Consider the following 18,529-nt stretch of genomic DNA (forward strand, 5'->3'; position numbering starts at 1 on the left):
TCCTCCTCGGTCACGGCCACGCAGATGTAGCCCGAGGTGTAGCGCACCATGAACGCCACCAGCTCCGGCGTGGCCAGCTCCGAGGCGAAGATCAGATCGCCCTCGTTCTCCCGGTCCTCGTCGTCCATGACGACGACCGGACGGCCACGCTTGATGGCCGCGATGGCGTCCTCGATGGTGTCGAGCCGGGTCGAGGTGCTCACGAGCGCTCTCCCAACAGCCGTTCCACGTACTTCGCGATCACGTCCACCTCCAGGTTGACCGGGCTCCCCGGAGGCACCGCGCCGAGCGTCGTCTCGCGCAGGGTGGTGGGGATGAGGCTGATCTCGAACCAGGGCTCGGGGTCGCCGACCGCGCTGACGGCGCTCACCGTCAGCGAGACGCCGTCCACCGCGACCGACCCCTTCTCGACCACGTAGCGGGCCAGCTCGCGGGGCAGCGCGATCCGCACGACCTCCCAGTGCTCGCCCGGGGTGCGGGTGAGCACGGTGCCGACACCGTCGACGTGCCCCTGCACCAGGTGGCCGCCGAGCCGGGTGTGCGGGGTGACGGCGCGCTCGAGGTTGACCGGGTCGTCGTCCTGGAGGGCGCCGAGGCTGCTGCGGCGCAGGGTCTCGGCCATCACGTCGGTGGCCCAGACGTCGCCGTCGACGTCGGTCACGGTGAGGCAGACCCCGTTGACGGAGATGGAGTCACCCAGCGCCACACCCTCCAGCGCACGGTGCGCGCGGATGCGCAGCCGGGCGGCGTCCGCGAGGTCCTCGCGGACGAGCAGGGTGCCGATCTCCTCGACGATCCCGGTGAACACGATCAACTCCCTCCGGTCGCGGCCGGGCTGACCGCAGACCGACTGCCACCAGTGTGCCGGTTCGGACGCAGGCGGATGCCGACGTCCCCGCCCAAGCGGGTGACGTCGGCGACCGACAGGGTCAGCGCGTCGCCGATCCCGGTGATTCCCAGGTCACCGACGAGTGGTGCACCGGCGCCCAGGAGCTTGGGCGCCAGGTGCACCACCACCTCGTCGACCAGCCCCTCGCGCAGGAACGCGGCGGCGAGGGTCGGGCCGCCCTCGAGCAGCACCCGGCGGACGTCGCGGGTGAACAGCTCGGCCAGCAGCTGGCGGGGTCCGGGGGCGGCGCTGACCAGCGTGGGAGCCGCGTCGTCGAGGACGCGCGCCGCGCGCGGCAGCCGGCCGCGGCGGTCGAGCACGACCCGCAGGGGCTGACGCTCGGCGTCCCGCCCCTCGGCGTCACGGACGGTGAGCTGGGGGTCGTCGGCCAGGACCGTGCCCGAGCCGACGAGGACCGCGTCGCAGGTGGCGCGCAGCCGGTGGACGGCGGCGCGCGCCTCGGGGCCGGTGACCCAGCGGCTGCTGCCGTCCGCGGCGGCCACGCGGCCGTCCAGCGTGCCGGCGACCTTCCACACCACCTGCGGCCGGTGCTCACGGACGCCGGTCAGCCAGGCACCCAGGGCGCCGTCCTCGGCCTCGGCCTGCTCCACGCCGAGCACCACCTCGACCCCGGCCGCCCGCAGCCGGGCGACCCCGCCACCGGCGAGCTCGGTGGGCTCGGGGACGGCGACGACGACCCGCGCCACCCCGGCCGCCAGCAGGGCGTCGGTGCAGGGACCGGTGCGGCCGGTGTGCGCGCACGGCTCGAGGGTGACGACGACGGTGCCGCCGCGGGCGCGGTCCCCGGCCTCGGCCAGCGCGCGGACCTCCGCGTGCGGCCCGCCGGGCGGGGCGGTCGCGCCCTCCCCCACCGGCGTCCCGTCGGCGGCGAGCACGACGGCACCGACCGGCGGGTTGGGGCTGGTGGCGCCGAGCACGCCGGCGCCGAGTTCCCGGGCGCGGGCCATCGCGCGCCGTTCCGGTGCCGTCGCCTCGCCGTCGGCGGCGGGGCCGGCGACCCGCTCCCCGGCCGGGCCGGGGCTCACCCGACCAGCGCCGCGGCGGCCTGCGCCCGCAGGCCGGCGATGGCGCGGGCGGGGTCGTCGGCGCCGTAGACCGCCGAGCCGGCCACGAAGACGTCGGCTCCCGCCTCGGCGGCGGCCTCGATGGTGTCGGCGTTGATGCCGCCGTCGACCTCGACGACCAGGTGCAGGTGGCCGGTGTCGACCAGCTCCCGGGCCCGGCGCACCTTGGGCAGCACCTCGGCCATGAACTCCTGCCCACCGAACCCGGGCTCGACGGTCATGACCAGCAGGGTGTCGAAGGCGGGCAGGACGTCGAGGTACTCCTCCAGCGGGGTCCCCGGCTTGAGCGCCAGCCCCGCCAGGGCCCCGGCGGCGCGCAGGTCGCGGGCGACGGCGCGGGGATCGGCGCAGGCCTCGGCGTGCACGGTGACGTTGCGCGCCCCGGCCTCGGCGTAGCCCGGCGCCCAGCGCTCGGGGGCCTCGATCATCAGGTGGCAGTCCAGCGGCACGGGGCTGACCGCCTGCACGGCCTGCATCACCGGGAGGCCGAAGGTCAGGTTCGGCACGAAGTGCGCGTCCATGACGTCGAAGTGCAGCCAGTCGGCGTCGGCCACCCGTCGCGACTCCTCCGCCAGCCGGGCGAAGTCCGCCGACAGCAGGCTGGGCGCGATCATCGGGGTCCGGGGCACGGCTGCCGAGTCTAGGCAGGCCCTCCGGGCCGCCCGGCGCGGGCGCGGCGGAACCACAGGCCGGCGGCGACCGCGGCGGCCGCGAGCACCCCCAGCGCGGCCAGCCAGCCGCCGCTGACCCCGCCCTCCTCGTCGGCCGGGACGGCGGCCGGGGTGGTCGCCGGGGCCGCGTCGGTCGCGGGCCCCGACTGCGGTGCGCCGGACGGCGGGCCGGACGCGGCGGTGGCGGCCGGTGCCGGCGCGCCCGGGGCGACGGTCAGCACCGGTGCGGGCCGCTCGGGCTCGGGAGCACCGGCGGCCGGCAGCTCGATCCAGGCGTCCTCGCGGCCGTCGGCGTAGCGCTGCAGGGTCTTGAACACCAGCTCGGTGGTCCCGGCCGGGAGTTGCGCCACGGTCACCGCGTACTCGGCGTCCCCACCCGCCGGGAGCGCCGGGCCACCCACCTCGAAGCCGTCGGCGGTGGGCGCGAGCGTCCAGCCGGCCGGGCCGGAGGCCAGCGCCACGTCCGCGGGGGCGAGCCCGGCGGGCAGCTGGGTGCGCATCGCGACGATCCCGGTCGGCGCCTCCGACTCGGCGGAGAACGTGAGGGTGACCGGCCCGGTGCCGGCCGTCGCGCCCGGAGCGCTCACCTCGACGTGTGCGGCGGCCGCCCCGGGGACGGCGCCGACGAGGACGGCGGCCAGCACGCCGGTGGCCAGGGATCGGCGCAGGGCCGCGCTGCGGGAGGTCACGTCCCTGTAGTCGCTCCGGCGGGCTGTCGGGTTCCCCGGACCCCCGACGCGGCACCCGGGCGTGACCGCGCCGTCACGGGGTCGCCGGCCTCGCCGACCGCCCGCCGTCAGCGGGTGCGGCGCAGCAGCGCCATGAACATCGCGTCGGTGCCGTGCCGGTGCGGCCACAGCTGCCCGTACCGGCCGCGGGCCAGCCCGGGGACCTCCGGGAACAGCGGGGCGACCGGCAGCACCTCGACGTCGTCGCGCGCGGCGGCGGCGTCGGCCACCGCGACGGTCTCCGCGGCGTGCGGGGAGCAGGTCACGTAGGCGACCACTCCCCCGGGCCGCACCGAGGCCAGCGCCCCCTCGAGCAGTGCGGTCTGCAGCTCCACCAGCGGGGGGACGTCCTCGGGGGTGCGCCGCCAGCGGACCTCGGGCCGGCGGCGCAGCGCCCCCAGGCCGGTGCACGGGGCGTCCAGCAGCACCCGGTCGAACGACCCGGGCGCCCACGGCGGCTGCCGGCCGTCGGCGACGAGCACCTCGGTGCCGGCCTGCCCGGCCAGCGCCGACCGCACCAGCTCGGCGCGGTGCGGGGAGCGGTCGGCCGCGGTCAGCGCGACGCCGTCGGGACGTACCGCGGCCAGCAGGCCGGCCTTCCCGCCCGGCCCCGCGCACACGTCGAGCCAGGCGGTGTCCGGGCCCTCGAGCGGGGCGCGGGTCAGCAGGAGCGCGGCCAGCTGGCTGCCCTCGTCCTGCACGGCGGCGGCGCCGTCCCGGACCGCGGGCACGCGCCCCGGGTCGCCGCCGCCGAGCCGCACCGCGTACGGCGACCAGGGGCCCGGCGTCCCGCCGGACTCCTCGGCCAGCCGCTCGCGGGTCACCCGCCGGGCCACCAGGTGCACCTCCGGCGCGGCGTCGTCGGCGAGCAGCGCGGCCTCCAGCTCGGCGTCACCGCCCAGCGCCTCGCGCCAGGCCTCGACGATCCAGCCGGGGTGGTCGGTGGCGAGGGCCAGCCGCCGGTCGCCCTCGGCGTCGAGCCGGTCCAGCCAGGCGGCGCGGTCCCCGCCCGCGGCGACCTTGCGCAGGACGGCGTTGACCAGCCCGGAGGCACCGGCGCCGACGATCGCGCGCGTGAGGTCGACGGTGGTGTCCACCGCCGCGTGGGCCGGCACTCGCAGGTCCAGCAGCTGGTGGGTGCCCAGCCGGAGCAGGTCGAGGACCCGGGGGTCCAGCTCGCTCAGCGGACGGTCGACCAGCCCGGCCAGCACCGCGTCGAGGGTGCCCTGCGCGCGCAGCGTGCCGTAGGCGAGCTGGGTGGTGAACGCCGCGTCGCGCTGGTCCAGCTCGCGCTCGCGCAGCAGCTGCGGCAGCAGCAGGTTGGCGTAGGCGGCGCGGGAGGAGACGGCGTCCAGGACGTCATAGGCGGTCAGCCGGGCACCGTCGAGCCGCGGGCGGGCCGGACGGCGTCCGCTCCGGTGTCCGGGCCGGGGCCGGCCGGGCCGGCGGGGCGGGCGGGTCACGGCTCCCCGAGCCTCTCTCCCGGCGCCGGGCGGGCGCCGCGGGCCCAGTCGGCGGCGGGCAGCACGCGCTTGCCCGCCGGCTGCACCTCGCCGAGCCGGACCGCGCCGCGGCCGGTGCCGACGAGCACCCCGGTCGGCCCCACCGACAGCTCCCCGGGCGTCAGGCCCAGGGACGTCGGCAGCGGCTCGACCGGGCCCAGGCGCAGCCGGTCACCGCGCCAGGTGGTCCACGCGCCCGGGGCCGGGGTCACCCCCCGCACGCGCCGGTCGACGACGTGCGCGGGCAGGGCCCAGTCGACGCGGGCGTCGGCTGGCTCGATCCGCGGCGCGAGGCTGACCCCCTCGGCCGGCTGTGGCTCGGGGACGACGGTGCCGGCCGCGATGCCGTCGAGCGTGGCCAGCAGCAGCCGGGCACCGCTCCGGGCCAGCCGGCCCAGCAGGTCCCCGGCGGTGTCGCGGGGGGCGATCGGCTCGGTGACCACACCGAAGACCGGGCCGGTGTCCATCCCGGCCTCCAGCCGGAAGGTGGACGCGCCGGTCACCTCGTCACCGGCCATGACCGCGTGCTGCACCGGGGCGGCCCCGCGCCAGGCCGGCAGCAGCGAGAAGTGCAGGTTGACCCAGCCGTGCCGGGGCAGGTCGAGCGCCGCCTGCGGCAGCAGCGCGCCGTAGGCGACCACCGGGGCGCAGTCGACGGCGAGGTCGGCCAGCTGCGCCAGGAACTCCGGCTCGCGCGGCGACCGCGGCTGCAGCACCGGCACGCCGGCGGCATCGGCCCGCTCGGCGACCGGCGAGCGGCTCACCCGGCGGCCGCGGCCGGAGCGGGCGTCGGGACGGGTCAGGACGGCGGCCACCTCGTGCCCGGAGTCCAGCAGCAGGTCCAGCGAGGGGACGGCGACCTCGGGCGTCCCGGCGAACAGCAGCCTCAGTGGGGGCTCACCTCCACGCGCGGGACCCAGGCCCCCATGCCGGCCCACTCGGCCTCGGCGATGGCGGCCAGCGCGGCCTCCTTGGCCCCCGGCGCGAGGCGGTCGACGAACAGGACGCCGTCGAGGTGGTCGACCTCGTGCTGCACCGCGCGGGCCAGGAGGTGCGAGCCCTCCACCCGGACCGGCTCGCCGTGCACGTCGAAGCCGGTGGCGGCCACGTAGAGGTGCCGGCGGCAGTCGTAGGCGAGGCCGGGGATGGACAGGCAGCCCTCGGGCCCCTCCTCGGTCTCCTCCCCCACCAGCACGACCTCGGGGTTGACCAGGTGACCGAGCTGACCGTCGACGTGCCAGGTGAACACCCGGACGCCGACACCGATCTGCGGTGCGGCCAGCCCGGCGCCGCCGGCGGCCAGCATGGTGTCGGTGAGGTCGTCGACGAGCCGGCGCAGCTCGGCGTCGAAGTCGACGACGGGGGCGGCGGGCGTGCGCAGCACCGGGTCGCCGTAGAGGCGGATGGGGGTCACGCTCACCGGTCGATCGTAGGGGGCGCCCCGCGGCTCCCCTCAGCCTGTCGGGATGCGGGCGCGGGGTCAGCCGACGGCGACGGGCGCGGGGCGGTCGGCGCCGGGTCGCTGCGTCAGCAGCCCGTCGGCCCAGTCCGGCCAGGGCCGCTCGTCCTCGTCGCCGGCGAGCCGGACCAGGTCGCTCATGGCCTCCTCGACGGACGGCCGGCGGTCCGGGTCGTCGTCGGTCATCCGGTCGATGACCGAGCGGACCCCGTCCGCGCCCTCCGCCGCGGGGTCGAGCACCGCGCGCAGGGTCGCCCCGACGCCGTAGACGTCGAACGCGGGCGTCACCGGTCGCACCCGGGTGCGATCCGCCTCCGGCGGGGCGAACCCCTGCGTGCCGACCCCCTCGTCCTCCTGCAGTTGCGTTCCGAGGCGACGGGAGGAGCCGAGGTCGACCAGCCGCGGCCGCCGGTCGACGACCAGCACGTTGAACGGGTCGACGTCCATGTGCGCGATGCCCCGGGAGTGGAGCGCGCGCACCGCACTCAGTACCTGCACCCCGAGGGTGGCGGTGTCGTCGGCGCGGAACGCACCTTCCTCCTCGACGCACTCGGCGAGGTTGTCCCCGTCCAGGTACTCGACGGCGATGAAGGGCACGGGCTCCGTGCGCCCGTCGTGCAGGAGCCGCGGCAGGGCCGGGTGGTGCAGCGCGGTGAGCGCCTGCACCTCGCGGCCGAGCGCGGTGACGTACTGGGGCTTCCAGTCCGGGCGGACGACCTTCACCACGGCCGGCGCCCACAGGTCCACCGACCAGCACAGCCAGGTCTCCCGGTGGTGCCCGACCATGAGGAGGTCCCAGGCGAGGTGTCCCGGGACGAGCGGCCCGCCGGGTTCAGGATCCCATCGGGGGCGGCCGTCCTCCTCGGCGAGGGCCACGCCGGTCACGCTCGGTTCCACTTCTGCTCCTCGGCGGTTGGACGGCATCGATCGGGGTACCAGCTGGCGCTCAGGGGCCGCGAACGGCGTCGCCGCCCCGCCGGATGTCGGCCGGCGGGACGGCGACCTTCCCGTGCCGTGTCACCACTTGGAGTGGGAGTGACTGCGGCTGTGGCTCTTCCACGTCTTGCTGGTGGTGCTGCTCCACCACCAGTGGCGGCGCTTCCGCCTGCGGTACCCAGGGGCGGAAACCTCACCGACGATGCGACGGAAAGTGGTCATGGCGTTTCACCTCCTCTCGACCGGCTCGTGGTGCGCGGTGGAGGCGAGGGCACGACCGCGCCGACGGCCTCCGGAGTGTGATGTGCCGGCCGCGGCGCCGTCCCGGTGGGCACCCGACTCGCGGGGGGTGCCGTCGGACGGGCCGGTCCCGGCGGGTGTCCTCTCGGCCGGGACCGCGGGCGGGCGGTGGGCGGAGACGGCCACGGTCCGGTCGGCGATGGCCGCGAGGACCGGGTCGTGCGTCACGAGCAGGACCGTGCGGTCCCGGGTGGCCGAGCGGATGGCGCCGACGACCTGCCGTGCGGCCTCGGCGTCCAGCGACGTCGTCGGCTCGTCGAGCAGCACGACCGGCGCGGTCGACACCACGGCCCGGGCCAGGGCCACCCGGCGGCGCTGACCGCCGGAGAGCATGGCTCCGCTCTCGCCGAGCGGGGTGTCGTAGCCCTGCGGCAGGGAGAGCGCGAACTCGTCGACCCAGGCGGCCCGGCCGGCGGCGAGGACCTCGGCCCGGGTGGCGTCCGGGTTCCCGAAGGCGATGTTCTCCGCCAGCGTGCCGTCGAGCAGCCACGGGTCCTGCGGCACGAAGGCCAGCTGCCGTCGGAGCTCCACCGTCGCCAGCTCGCGGATGTCGACGCCGTCGAGCGTCACCCGCCCGGAGTCCGGGTCGTACAGCCGCAGCAGCAGGGACAGGACCGTGCTCTTGCCCGCTCCGCTGGGACCGAACAGGCACACCGTCTCGCGCGCCCCGATGGTGAGGTCGAAGTCGTACAGCACCGGGCGGTCCGGGCCGTAGGAGAAGCTCACGGACTCCAGCCGGATGCCCTCCCGCACCGGCGGCACCGGCCGCGGCTCGGCGGGCTCGGGCACCGCCTCGGTGCAGGACAGCACCTGGTCGATGCGCTGCGCGCTGGCATGTGCCTTGGCCTGCACCGCCACCAGCCGCACCATGCTCCGCACGGGCGACTGCAGCGACCGCAGGTAGGAGAGGACGACGAGCAGCTGGCCGACGGTCAGCACCCCGTCGCGCACCTGGAGCCCGCCCGCGACGAGCACGATGCCCGAGCCGACGGTGAGCACGATGCCGGGGACCGGGCTCCAGCGGGCGTCCACGACCGCCGCGCGGGTCTGCGCCGCCACGACGCGCTCGTTGGGCTCACCGAAGAGCTGGTCGGCCCGGTCCTGGCGGGCGAAGGCCTGCACGGCCCGCACGTTGCGCAGCAACTCGGTGGCCGCTCCGGACAGCCGCCCGGCCGCCTCCCGCGCCGCGAGGGTCGCGGCCCGGACCCTGCGGCGCTGGACGGCGGTGAGCCAGGCCAGGACGGGCAGGACGACCAGGCCGAGCCAGGCCAGGGCCGGGTCGAGGGCGAACAGCAGGACCAGCGCGCCGACCAGGAGCAGCAGTTCGGGCAGCAGCTGCGTGAACACGGCCACCACCGCGTCCATCATCCGGCCGACGTCGGCGGTGAGCCGGGAGGTGATCTCCCCTGTGCGCGTCCGGTCGTGCCAGCGCAGCGACAGGGTGATCGCCCGTGAGAAGAGCGCGGTGCGCATGGCGCCGGCCATCCGCTCGGCGGCCCGCTCGGCCCAGATCCGGGTGCCGGTGTCCAACACGGCTCCGAGGATCGCCAGCGCCACCATCGCGAGACCGGCGACGACCAGCAGGCCCAGCGGGCTGAGCCCGGACAGGATGCCGGCGGGGCCGTCCAGGGGCTTCCCACCGAGAGCGTGGTCGACCGCGAGCGCGAGCGGCCAGGGGCTCAGCAGTGACGTGGCCACCTCCACGACGGCGGCGCCGGTCGCCAGGCCCAGGAGGCCGGCCTGCGGCCGGATGAAGGGCGCCGCGACACGCAGCGAGCCCGGGGGCCGGTGCGCTGCGTGCGAGGACATGCGGAAAGGGTGGCCCGCCGGGGCGGTGAGTCTCCATACGTCCCTGGGAGTACGCCAAGGGTCCCTGTTGTCCTTGGACGCGGCGCGAGCAAAGTGGACGAAGGCGGCCCGGAACCGCCCTATGCTCCCGGGGTGATCTGGGTCACACCGGGGGGCCGGCGGCCACGGCCGGGCGTGCGACCGGTCTCCGTGGCCACGGTGGTCGCGCAGGTGACGACCGCCGGCGTCGTACTGGTCTTCGTCCTCGCCGTCGTCAGCGGGGCGCTCGCCCGCGACGTCGGCGACGAGCTCCGTGTCGGCGCGTTCGAGCAGCTGGCCCGCGTGACCGCCGCCGGCCTGGCCCCCGCCGTGGACGCCGACCCCACACTCCCGCCCGCCGCCCCCGACGTCCTCGACCGGCAGGTCATGGGCGTGCTGAGCGCCGGCCCGGTCGCCGCGGTGTCGATCCGGGACGCCTCCGGCCGGGTGGTGTGGTCCGACCGCGCCGACCGGATCGGCGAGGTGAGCCCACTGCCGGCCGACGCCCGCCGCGCACTCGACAGCGGGTCCGTGGTGTGCACCGTCGACGAGACCGGGTCGGGGTCGCCGCTGGTCGCCCACGCCGGGATCCGGGACGTCCACGGGACGCCGGTGCTCCTCGACCTCACCGAGCGCCCCGGCGACGCCCCTTCCGCCCCCCGCCAGGTGTGGCTCGCCCTCGTCCCGCCCGCGCTGGGGACGCTGCTGCTGCTGGTCGTGGTCGTGCTGCCGCTGACCTGGCGGCTGGCCGCCCAGGTGCGCTCCCACCAGCGCCACGACGCCGTGCTGCTGCGGGCGGCGGTCGACGCACCGGAGGCCGAGCGACGGCGGCTGGCCGGGGAGCTCCACGACTCGGTGCTGCCGGTCCTCTCCGGGGTGGCGATCGAGCTGGACGCCGCCCGCCTGCGGGCCGACGCCGCCGGCGCCTCGGAGGCGCGCCTGCCCCCCGGGGTGGTCACCTCGGTGCGCCGGGCCATCGACGACCTGCGCGGGCTGGTGTCCGGCCCCCGGCCGGGCCAGGAGCGGGTGCCCGACCTCGCCGGCCGGCTGCGCAGCCTGGCCGCCGAGCAGGAGGACGCCGGCCTGAGCGTCACCGTGGTGGCCTCCGGGACCGCCGGCCTGCCCGACCCCGTCGCCGGGCTGCTGTACCGCAGTGCCCGCGAGGCGCTGCGCAACGCCGTCACCCACAGCCGGGCCACCTCTGCGGAGGTCACCGTCACCCGAGACGGGCCGACGGTCACCCTGGTCGTCGACGACGACGGCCGAGGCTTCGACCAGGAGAAACTGGCCGAGCGCCGCCGCGGCGGGCACGTGGGGCTGGACACCCTCGGCGACCTCGTCGTCCGTGCGGGTGGCTCCCTGACGGCGAACAGCTCGCCCGGCCAGGGCACCCGGCTGGTCGTCACCCTGCCGGTCGGCGCGCGCGTGGGGGCCCTGCGGTGATCCGAGTGCTGGTCGTCGACGACCACGCCGTCGTCCGGGAGGGGCTGCGCAGCCTCCTCGGCGCCGCCGGGGACCTCGAGTGCGTGGGCACGGCCGCCGACGGCGACGGCGCCGTCGAGCTCATCGACCAGCTCTCCCCCGACGTGGTCATGCTCGACCTGGCGATGCCCGGGCAGGACGGGATCAGCGTCATCCGCAGTCTGCGGGGCCGCGGCAACGGCGTCCGCGTGCTGGTTCTCAGCTCCTACGCCGAGCGGCCCCTGGTGCTGGAGGCGCTCGACGCGGGCGCCGACGGCTACCTGCTCAAGCACGCCGCGGCCGAGGCCATCCTCGACGCCATCCGGGTGATCGCGGCCGGCGGCTCCACGATCGACCCCCAGGTGGCGCCCGCGGTGCTCTCGGCGCTGCGGGACCGCGGCCAGGGTGACTCCCTCACCGAGCGTGAGCGCGAGGTGCTCGAACTCCTCCGGCAGGGCCATTCCAACAAGGTGATCGCCCGCCGGCTGCGGATCACGGAGGCAACCGTGAAGACGCACGTGACCCACATCCTCCATCGGGTCGGCGCTGCCGACCGGACGCAGGCGGCCCTCTGGGCCGAACGCCACCTGCGCCGCCCACGCCCCGCGGAGGGCGGCCGCTGATGGCCCGCGCCAACCGGAGGGACGGGCACGGCACCCTCCCCGAGCTCCCGGACGTGCGGCACCGCCCGGTCGTGTTGCGGCGCGTGGCGGCGGCGGAGCCGACGCAACGGCGGTGGACGGCGTACGTGCGCGGGGCCGCCGGTGCCGTCCTCGTCGCCGCGGCCCTGGTGCTGGTGGCCCTGGCGGGGAGCTGGGCGGGCCTGTCGCTGATCGGCACACCCCCACGCTCCGCCGCGAGTCCACCGCTGGCGCAGGGCCCGGCCACCGGGCCGGCGCTGCCCAGCCCGGCACCCGCCCAGCCGGTCCCCGAGGCGGACCCGGCGCCGACGCCCCCGCCGGCCGAGCACGTCGCCGACGACGACGCCGCCGCCGTCGGGCAGGAGCCGGCCGAACCGCTGCAGCCGATGTCGCAGGACGAACCGGCCCCTCCCGCCGCGCCACCGGCCGCGGCCGACGATCCCGCCGATGGCGGCGGCCCGGACACCACCCCCGCCGACGCGGTGCCGCCCGCCACCCCCCCGGGTCTGGCCGCTCCCGCACCAGCCGTCCCCGCACCGGACGCGCCCAGCGCTCCCCCGGCGACCGACCGGGCGGCCGATCCGCCGCGCGCCACCCCGCCGGCAGACCCGTCCCCGCCGGCCTCACCGGTTCCGCCGGCCTCACCGGTCCCGCCGTCGTCCGCGCCGTCCCCGTCCGTGCCGCCGGCGGATCCCGGTGAGGACGGGGACCCGCCCGACGACCCGCACGGCTACCCGACCCCGTCCCCTGACGCCCGGCCCCCTGGCGACGGCGGGTACCACCACGGGCACGACAGCGACGGTTACGGGGACCACCGATCCGGGTCCCGTGGCGACGGCGGCTGGGGGGAGTACGGACACCGGACCCCCGAGCCGACCGCCACCCCCGAGCCGACCGCCACCCCCGAGCCGACCGCCACCCCCGAGCCGACCGCCACCCCCGCCTGCGACACCCCCCTCTGAGCCGGGGGCCGGCGACCGGGAGCTCCGCCCACGACCCCCGGTACCGGGCCCGGCGCCCCGCGCTCAGACCAGGTCGAGCGGGTCCAGTTGCACCCGCACGTGCTCGGCGGCCTTCTTGGCGCTGCGGACCCCCTGCACCTCGGCGAGCGCCGTGGCCAGCGCGACGCCCTCCGCGCGGGGCACCCGGACCAGATAGCGCTCCCGCTCGCCGTCCTGACCGGGCCTGGGGGGCTCGGGCACCGGCCCGAGCAGATCGGCGTCGTCGGGCAGCCGGGCGGCCGCCAGGAACTCCGCCAGGGCCGCCGGGGTGCCGGCCACCGCGGCCATGCGCGTGGCGGGCGGGAACCCCAGCTCCCGGCGGTCGGCGAGCTCACGGGCGGCCAGCCAGGCGGGGTCCCAGCGCACCAGCGCCTGGACGACGGCGTGGGCGGCGTCCGCGGCGACGACGACCTGGCCGCCGGCGGAGGCGGGCCGCACGAGCGCGGCGGCGTTCATCCAGCGGCGTAGCGTCTCCTCCCCCGCCCGCAGGTCGGCCCGGCCGAGCAGCGCCCAGGAGTCCAGCAGCAGCGCGGCTCCGTACCCACCCTCGGCGACCGGCTCCGCGCCGGGTGTGGCGACCACCAGCGCCGGTCCCGCGGGCACCGACGCCAGGACCCCCGACCCGCGGCCGGACACCCGCACGGCCGCGCCCGGGAACGCCCGCCCCAGCTCCTCGGCGGTGCGCGCGGACCCGACCACCGAGGCCCGCAGCTTCGTGCCGTGGCAGTGGGGACAGTCGAAGGTCGCCGCCGGGCGGGCACACCACCGGCAGGCCGGCACACGGGAGCCGCCCGGGCCGGGGGTCGGTGAGATGCCCAGCGGTCCGGAGCAGACCGGGCAGCGGGCCGGTGCACGGCAGCGGTCGCACGCCAGGCCGGGCGCGTACCCGGCGCGGGGCACCTGGACCAGCACCGGGGCGCCGTCGGCCAGGGCCTGGCGGGCGACGCGGTGGGCGAGGCTGGGCAACCGCGCGGTCCGGGCGGCGGGATCGCGGGCGAGCTCCGCGTCCGCGCCGAGGGCCTGCACGCGGGGCGCCGCGGCCCGCAGGGTGGCCCGGTCGGCGACGAGCTCGTGGGCCCACCCGCTCTCCACGAGCAGCTGCGCCTCGGCCGTGCGCGCGGTGGCGGCGACGACGGCGGCGCACGAGGCCAGGTGCGCCCGGTGGACGAGCACGTCGCGGGCGTGGGCGTAGGGCGCGCGGGGCTCGGCGTGCAGGTCGTCGCCGTCGTCCCAGACGGCCACCAGGCCGAGATCGGCCACCGGTGCCAGCGCCGCCGCGCGGGTGCCCAGCACCACGGTCGCGCTGCCGCGGGCGGCCTCGAGGAAGCGGCGGTAGCGGGCATCGGGGGCGGCATCGCCGCGCAGCACCACGAACGAGCCCGCGGGGAGCCGCTGCTCGGCCGCGGCGGCGAGCCGATCGAGGTCCCGGCCGTCGGGCACCACGACCAGCGCGCCGCGGCCGCCCGAGAGTGCCGCCTGGCACAGCTCGGCCAGGCGGGCCGGCCAGTCCTCGCCGGGCAGCGCCGTCCAGACCGCCCGCGCCGGCCGGCCCTCCGCGACGGCGGTCAGCAGCGCCGGACCGGTCGGGTAGCGGCCGAAGCCCGCCGGGTCGGGCGCAGCCGGGGCCGGCGGCCGCTCGGCCGGCGGGCGCTTCTCGGCCGCGGCCCGCCGGGGCGGGACGGCCAGCCGCAGCACGTCGGTGACGGTGCCGCCCCAGCGCTCGGCCACCGACCGGGCCAGCGCCAGCACCTCCGGGGTGAGCACCGGCTCGGCGGAGACCAGCTTGGCCAGCGGCGCGAGCTTCCCGCCGTGCTCGCTGGTGTCGCCCAGCTCCACGACGAACCCGTCGACGAGCTGGCCGGCGAAGCGCACCCGCACCCGGCAGCCCGGCGCCACGTCGGCGGCCATGCTCTCGGGGACGGCGTAGTCGAAGGGCCGGTCGAGGTGGGCCAGGGGCACGTCGACGACGACCCGGGCGACGGCCCCGCTGCAGGGGCCCCGGCCCTGTCCCGGGTCCCGCCCTGAGCCTGCGAGGGGTGGGGAGGACAGGGTCCTTCTCCGAGGCGTGGGGGGCAGCGGGGTCCTCTTTCAGACCCCGGTGGCCGAGCGGAGCGCCTCGACGCGGTCGAGCCGCTCCCACGGCAGGTCGACGTCGGTGCGGCCGAAGTGGCCGTAGGCCGCCGTCGGGGCGTAGATCGGGCGGAGCAGGTCCAGGTCGCGGACGATCGCGCCCGGGCGCAGGTCGAACACCGAGCCGATCGCCTTCTCGAGGACGTCGTCGGCCACCGTGCCGGTGCCGAAGGTCTCGACGAACAGGCCGACGGGGTGGGCGGCGCCGATCGCGTAGGCGACCTGCACCTCGCAGCGGCGCGCGAGCCCGGCGGCGACCACGTTCTTGGCCACCCAGCGCATGGCGTAGGCGCCGGAGCGGTCCACCTTCGACGGGTCCTTGCCGGAGAAGGCGCCGCCGCCGTGGCGGGCCATCCCGCCGTAGGTGTCGACGATGATCTTGCGGCCGGTCAGCCCGGCGTCACCCATCGGGCCGCCGATGACGAACTTGCCGGTCGGGTTCACCAGCAGCCGGTACCCGGTGGTCGGCAGGCCGAGGGCGGCGAGCTCGGGCTCGACCACCAGCTCCTGGACGTCGGGGGTGAGCAGCTGCTCGATGGAGATGTCCTCCGCGTGCTGGGAGGAGACGACCACGGTGTCGACGCCGACCGGCCGGTCGTCCTCGTAGACGACGGTCACCTGGGTCTTGCCGTCCGGGCGCAGGTACGGCACCGAGCCGTCCTTGCGGACCGCGGACAGCCGCCGGGCCAGCCGGTGGGCCAGCGCGATCGGCAGCGGCATCAGCTCGGGGGTCTCGTCGGTCGCGTAGCCGAACATCAGGCCCTGGTCGCCGGCGCCCTGCCGCTCGATCTCGTCCTCCGAGGTGCCCCCGGTGCGGGCCTCGTAGCCGGTGTCGACGCCCTGCGCGATGTCGGGGGACTGCGAGCCGATCGACACGCTGACGCCGCAGGAGGCGCCGTCGAAGCCCTTGCGGGACGAGTCGTAACCGATGCCGAGGATGGTGCGGCGGACGATCTCGGCGATCTCGACGTAGCCCGCCGTGGTGACCTCGCCGGCGATGTGCACCTGACCGGTCGTGATGAGCGTCTCGACGGCGACCCGGCTGCGCGGGTCCTGCGCGAGCATGGCGTCGAGGATCGCGTCGCTGATCTGGTCCGCGATCTTGTCCGGGTGGCCCTCGGTCACCGACTCGGACGTGAAGAGACGGCGTGGCACTCGGGGCTCCTAGGGTCGGGGACGTTCGGCGTGTGACGGTGCCGCCGGCTGGCAGGTGCGTCCGGGTGCACGTTACCGGCGGGCGGCGACAGCGGGGCGGATCAGGGCAACCGGGCGGTGACGGCGGTCCAGATGCCGGCCGCGACGGCGTCCTTGCTGCCCTCGGACAGCTCGGTGGCGGTGCCGTCGGCGCCCAGGACGACGGCGGCGTTGTCGGGCCGGCCGAACACCCGCCCGCCCGAGACGTCGTTGACGACGAGCAGGTCGCACCCCTTGCGGGCGAGCTTGGCGCGGGCGTGGGAGAGGACGTCGCCGGCGTCGTCCCCGGTCTCCGCGGCGAACCCGACGACCAGCTGCCCGGGCGGCCGCTTGGTGACCAGCTCGGCCAGGACGTCGGGGTTGCGCACCAGGGGCACCGCGCTGGGCTCGGCCGCACTGTCCTTCTTCAGCTTCGTCGCGGCGACCTCGGCCGGCCGGAAGTCGGCGACCGCGGCGGCCATGACGACGACGTCGGCGTCCGCCGCCTCGGCCAGCATCGCCGCGCGGAGCTCCTCGGCGGTCCCGACCGGGACGACGCGGACGCCGAACGGCGCCGGGAGGTCGACGTTGGCGGCGACCAGCACGACCTCGGCGCCGCGGGCGGCGGCGACCCGGGCCAGGGCCCAGCCCTGCCGCCCCGAGGAGCGGTTGCCGAGGTAGCGGACCGGGTCCAGCGGCTCCCGGGTGCCCCCGGCGCTGACGACGACCCGGCGTCCGGCCAGGTCGGGGGCGAGCGCGGCGACGCCGTCGGTCAGCACGACCGAGGCCAGTGCGGCGATGTCGGCCGGCTCGGGCAGCCGCCCCGGCCCGGAGTCCGGACCGGTCAGCCGACCCACCGCCGGCGGCAGCACGATCGCGCCGCGGCGGCGCAGGGTGGCCACGTTGTCCTGGGTGGCCGGGTGCAGCCACATCTCGGTGTGCATGGCCGGGGCGAACACGACCGGACAGTGCGCCGTGAGCAGGGTGGCGGCGAGCAGGTCGTCGGCACGACCGGCGGCCGCGCGGGCCAGCACGTCGGCGGTGGCCGGGGCGACCACGACGAGATCGGCGGTCTGCCCGATCCGCACGTGGGCCACCTCGTCGACGTCGGACCAGACGTCGGTGGTGACCGGGTGTCCCGAGAGCGCCTCGAAGGTGGCCGCGCCCACGAAGCGCAGGGCGGCGGGCGTCGGGACGACGCGGACGTCGTGCCCGCCCTCGGTGAACGCGCGCAGCAGCAGGGCGGCCTTGTAGGCAGCCACGCCGCCGCTGACACCCAGCACGATCCGGCTCATGCCCTCATCCTCCACACGCGAGAGCGCACCCGGCAGGAACCGCCGGGTGCGCTCTCATCACTCTGGGTGCCCCGGGGGGCAGCCGGCCTCAGTTCTCGCCGGCGGTGTGGGTCAGCAGGCCCTCGTTGATCTCGCGCAGGGCGATCGAGAGCGGCTTCTCCTGGGGGGCGGTGTCGACCAGCGGGCCGACGTACTCGAGCAGGCCCTCGGAGAGCTGGCTGTAGTAGGCGTTGATCTGCCGCGCGCGCTTGGCGGCGAAGATCACCAGGCCGTACTTGCTGCTGGTGCGCTCGAGCAGCTCGTCGATCGGCGGGTTGGTGATGCCCTCGGGGGCGGGTGCGACTCCGGACACGGGCGGGCGTGCTCCTCAGATCGTTCGGTGGGAGTGGCGGACGGCTGGGCTCCTGGCACGGAGGAGGCGGCCGCTACTCGTGGGCGTCGCTGCTCCGGGCGGGGCCGGGCGACGGCGCAGTCAGCAAGCCTACCAACTCGTCCGCGGCCCTGGCCACGTCGTCGTTGACCACGACGACGTCGAACTCCCCGGAGGAGTCCAGCTCGGCCTGCGCGATCGCCAGCCGCCGCTCCTGCACGGCGGGCGGCTCCGAGCCGCGGCCGGCCAGCCGGCTGGCCAGCTCGGCCCACGACGGCGGAGCCAGGAAGACCAGTTGCGCGTCGGCGTCGCGGGCGCGGACCTGCCGGGCGCCCTGCAGCTCGATCTCGAGCAGCGCCGGCGCCCCGGTGGCGAGTCGTTCGCGCACCGGGGCGACCGGCGTGCCGTAGCGGTTACCGGCGTACTCGGCCCACTCCAGGAGTCCGTCCTCGGCGATGAGCCGGTCGAACTCGGCGTCGTCGACGAAGTGGTAGTGCACCCCGTCGACCTCCCCGGGGCGGGGCCTGCGCGTGGTGGCCGAGACCGACACCCAGACCTCGGGGTACCGGCGCCTGACCTCGGCGAGGACCGTGCCCTTGCCGACCCCGGAGGGACCGGACAGCACGGTCAGCCGCGCCGGGGGGCGCTGGGGTGGTGCACTCGACACGCGTCGTCCTCGGCCTCCGGGTGCCTGGTCGTGCGGGTCAGCCCTCCGCGGAGACCTGGTCGGCGGCCACCTGCTCGCCGCCGAACTCCGCCTCCAGGGCCTTGCGCTGGTTGGCACCCAGGCCGCGCACCCGGCGGGTCGGGGAGATCTCGAGCCGCTCCATGATCTTGGCAGCCCGGGCCTTGCCGACTCCGGGCAGGGACTCCAGGACCGCGGAGACGCGCATCTTGCCGATCACCTCGTCGGTCTCGCCCTGGCGGAGGACGTCGCCGACGGTGGCGCCCTTGCTCTTGAGGCGCTCGCGGAGCTCGGCACGGGTCTTGCGGGCCGCTGCGGCCTTCTCCAGTGCGGCGGCGCGCTGTTCGGGGGTCAGGTCAGGAAGGGGCATGGTGCG

19 protein-coding genes are annotated in these 18,529 nt (G+C 77.1%); 3 read left to right on the top strand and 16 right to left on the bottom strand.

The window, feature by feature from the left end:
• From ACI78Q_RS18580 to ACI78Q_RS18625, 10 genes are all read right to left on the bottom strand, one after another.
• Nucleotides 1-203, bottom strand: a 203-nt coding sequence (locus ACI78Q_RS18580; RefSeq protein WP_456924917.1) for a 3,4-dihydroxy-2-butanone-4-phosphate synthase, incomplete at its 3' end; no start/stop codon positions are given.
• Nucleotides 200-808 (bottom strand): riboflavin synthase, encoded by a 609-nt coding sequence (locus ACI78Q_RS18585; protein WP_456924918.1) that lies wholly within the window; start codon nt 806-808, stop codon nt 200-202. The genes ACI78Q_RS18585 and ACI78Q_RS18580, both read right to left, overlap by 4 nt.
• Nucleotides 809-810: 2 nt before the next feature.
• The gene (gene ribD, locus ACI78Q_RS18590) at nt 811-1,935 is read right to left on the bottom strand and encodes a bifunctional diaminohydroxyphosphoribosylaminopyrimidine deaminase/5-amino-6-(5-phosphoribosylamino)uracil reductase RibD (protein ID WP_456924919.1); all 1,125 of its coding nucleotides are present in this window, start codon (nt 1,933-1,935) and stop codon (nt 811-813) included.
• Nucleotides 1,932-2,603, bottom strand: a complete 672-nt coding sequence (gene rpe, locus ACI78Q_RS18595) for a ribulose-phosphate 3-epimerase (protein WP_456924920.1) — start codon at nt 2,601-2,603, stop codon at nt 1,932-1,934. The genes ribD and rpe overlap by 4 nt, the downstream gene beginning before the upstream one ends.
• Nucleotides 2,604-2,614: 11 nt before the next feature.
• On the bottom strand, nt 2,615-3,334 hold the full coding sequence (locus tag ACI78Q_RS18600) for a DUF1775 domain-containing protein (RefSeq protein ID WP_456924921.1): 720 nt from the start codon (nt 3,332-3,334) through the stop codon (nt 2,615-2,617).
• Between the two features lie 107 nt (nt 3,335-3,441).
• Nucleotides 3,442-4,836, bottom strand: a complete 1,395-nt coding sequence (locus ACI78Q_RS18605; protein ID WP_456924922.1) for an RsmB/NOP family class I SAM-dependent RNA methyltransferase — start codon at nt 4,834-4,836, stop codon at nt 3,442-3,444.
• Nucleotides 4,833-5,813, bottom strand: a complete 981-nt coding sequence (gene fmt / locus ACI78Q_RS18610; RefSeq protein ID WP_456924923.1) for a methionyl-tRNA formyltransferase — start codon at nt 5,811-5,813, stop codon at nt 4,833-4,835. Before fmt ends, ACI78Q_RS18605 begins: the two co-directional genes overlap by 4 nt.
• Nucleotides 5,762-6,295 (bottom strand): peptide deformylase, encoded by a 534-nt coding sequence (def, locus tag ACI78Q_RS18615; RefSeq protein ID WP_456924924.1) that lies wholly within the window; start codon nt 6,293-6,295, stop codon nt 5,762-5,764. The genes fmt and def overlap by 52 nt, the downstream gene beginning before the upstream one ends.
• 60 nt (nt 6,296-6,355) lie before the next feature.
• The gene (locus ACI78Q_RS18620) at nt 6,356-7,231 is read right to left on the bottom strand and encodes a protein kinase domain-containing protein (protein ID WP_456924925.1); all 876 of its coding nucleotides are present in this window, start codon (nt 7,229-7,231) and stop codon (nt 6,356-6,358) included.
• A 267-nt stretch (nt 7,232-7,498) separates the two neighbouring features.
• Nucleotides 7,499-9,379 (bottom strand): ABC transporter ATP-binding protein, encoded by a 1,881-nt coding sequence (locus ACI78Q_RS18625; RefSeq protein ID WP_456924926.1) that lies wholly within the window; start codon nt 9,377-9,379, stop codon nt 7,499-7,501.
• A gap of 174 nt (nt 9,380-9,553) precedes the next feature.
• On the opposite strand from ACI78Q_RS18625, the gene ACI78Q_RS18630 reads away from it, so the two are divergent.
• The 3 genes from ACI78Q_RS18630 to ACI78Q_RS18640 are packed head-to-tail and all read left to right on the top strand — an operon-like array spanning nt 9,554 to nt 12,461.
• Nucleotides 9,554-10,840: a sensor histidine kinase gene (locus ACI78Q_RS18630; RefSeq protein WP_456924927.1), complete on the top strand. Its 1,287-nt coding sequence runs from the start codon at nt 9,554-9,556 to the stop codon at nt 10,838-10,840.
• Nucleotides 10,837-11,481: a response regulator gene (locus tag ACI78Q_RS18635; protein WP_456924928.1), complete on the top strand. Its 645-nt coding sequence runs from the start codon at nt 10,837-10,839 to the stop codon at nt 11,479-11,481. The genes ACI78Q_RS18630 and ACI78Q_RS18635 overlap by 4 nt, the downstream gene beginning before the upstream one ends.
• Nucleotides 11,481-12,461: a hypothetical protein gene (locus ACI78Q_RS18640; protein WP_456924929.1), complete on the top strand. Its 981-nt coding sequence runs from the start codon at nt 11,481-11,483 to the stop codon at nt 12,459-12,461. The genes ACI78Q_RS18635 and ACI78Q_RS18640 overlap by 1 nt, the downstream gene beginning before the upstream one ends.
• A 63-nt stretch (nt 12,462-12,524) precedes the next feature.
• Here the strand turns inward: ACI78Q_RS18640 and ACI78Q_RS18645 are convergent, their stop codons facing one another.
• The 6 genes from ACI78Q_RS18645 to mihF all read right to left on the bottom strand — a co-directional run bounded on the left by ACI78Q_RS18645 (nt 12,525) and on the right by mihF (nt 18,523).
• On the bottom strand, nt 12,525-14,576 hold the full coding sequence (locus ACI78Q_RS18645) for a primosomal protein N' (RefSeq protein WP_456924968.1): 2,052 nt from the start codon (nt 14,574-14,576) through the stop codon (nt 12,525-12,527).
• A 12-nt stretch (nt 14,577-14,588) separates the two neighbouring features.
• Nucleotides 14,589-15,785, bottom strand: a complete 1,197-nt coding sequence (gene metK, locus ACI78Q_RS18650) for a methionine adenosyltransferase (RefSeq protein WP_456924930.1) — start codon at nt 15,783-15,785, stop codon at nt 14,589-14,591.
• Nucleotides 15,786-15,886: 101 nt separating this feature from the next.
• A complete protein-coding gene (gene coaBC, locus ACI78Q_RS18655; protein WP_456924931.1) occupies nt 15,887-17,098 on the bottom strand; it encodes a bifunctional phosphopantothenoylcysteine decarboxylase/phosphopantothenate--cysteine ligase CoaBC in 1,212 nt (403 codons plus the stop codon).
• 88 nt (nt 17,099-17,186) lie between these two features.
• Entirely contained in the window at nt 17,187-17,450 is a 264-nt protein-coding gene (gene rpoZ / locus ACI78Q_RS18660; protein WP_012949163.1) for a DNA-directed RNA polymerase subunit omega, read from the bottom strand.
• A 73-nt stretch (nt 17,451-17,523) separates the two neighbouring features.
• Nucleotides 17,524-18,135, bottom strand: a complete 612-nt coding sequence (gene gmk / locus ACI78Q_RS18665; RefSeq protein ID WP_456924932.1) for a guanylate kinase — start codon at nt 18,133-18,135, stop codon at nt 17,524-17,526.
• Nucleotides 18,136-18,172: 37 nt separating this feature from the next.
• Entirely contained in the window at nt 18,173-18,523 is a 351-nt protein-coding gene (mihF, locus tag ACI78Q_RS18670; protein WP_456924933.1) for an integration host factor, actinobacterial type, read from the bottom strand.
• Nucleotides 18,524-18,529 lie beyond the last annotated feature (6 nt).

The organism is Geodermatophilus sp. SYSU D00705 (assembly GCF_054050135.1).

Bases quoted from the DNA above. Each gene is read 5' to 3' on its own strand.
- coaBC (WP_456924931.1), bottom strand. From the start codon at position 17,098: ATGAGCCGGATCGTGCTGGGTGTCAGCGGCGGCGTGGCTGCCTACAAG.
- ACI78Q_RS18625 (WP_456924926.1), bottom strand. From the start codon at position 9,379: ATGTCCTCGCACGCAGCGCACCGGCCCCCGGGCTCGCTGCGTGTCGCG.
- mihF (WP_456924933.1), bottom strand. From the start codon at position 18,523: ATGCCCCTTCCTGACCTGACCCCCGAACAGCGCGCCGCCGCACTGGAG.
- ACI78Q_RS18640 (WP_456924929.1), top strand. From the start codon at position 11,481: ATGGCCCGCGCCAACCGGAGGGACGGGCACGGCACCCTCCCCGAGCTC.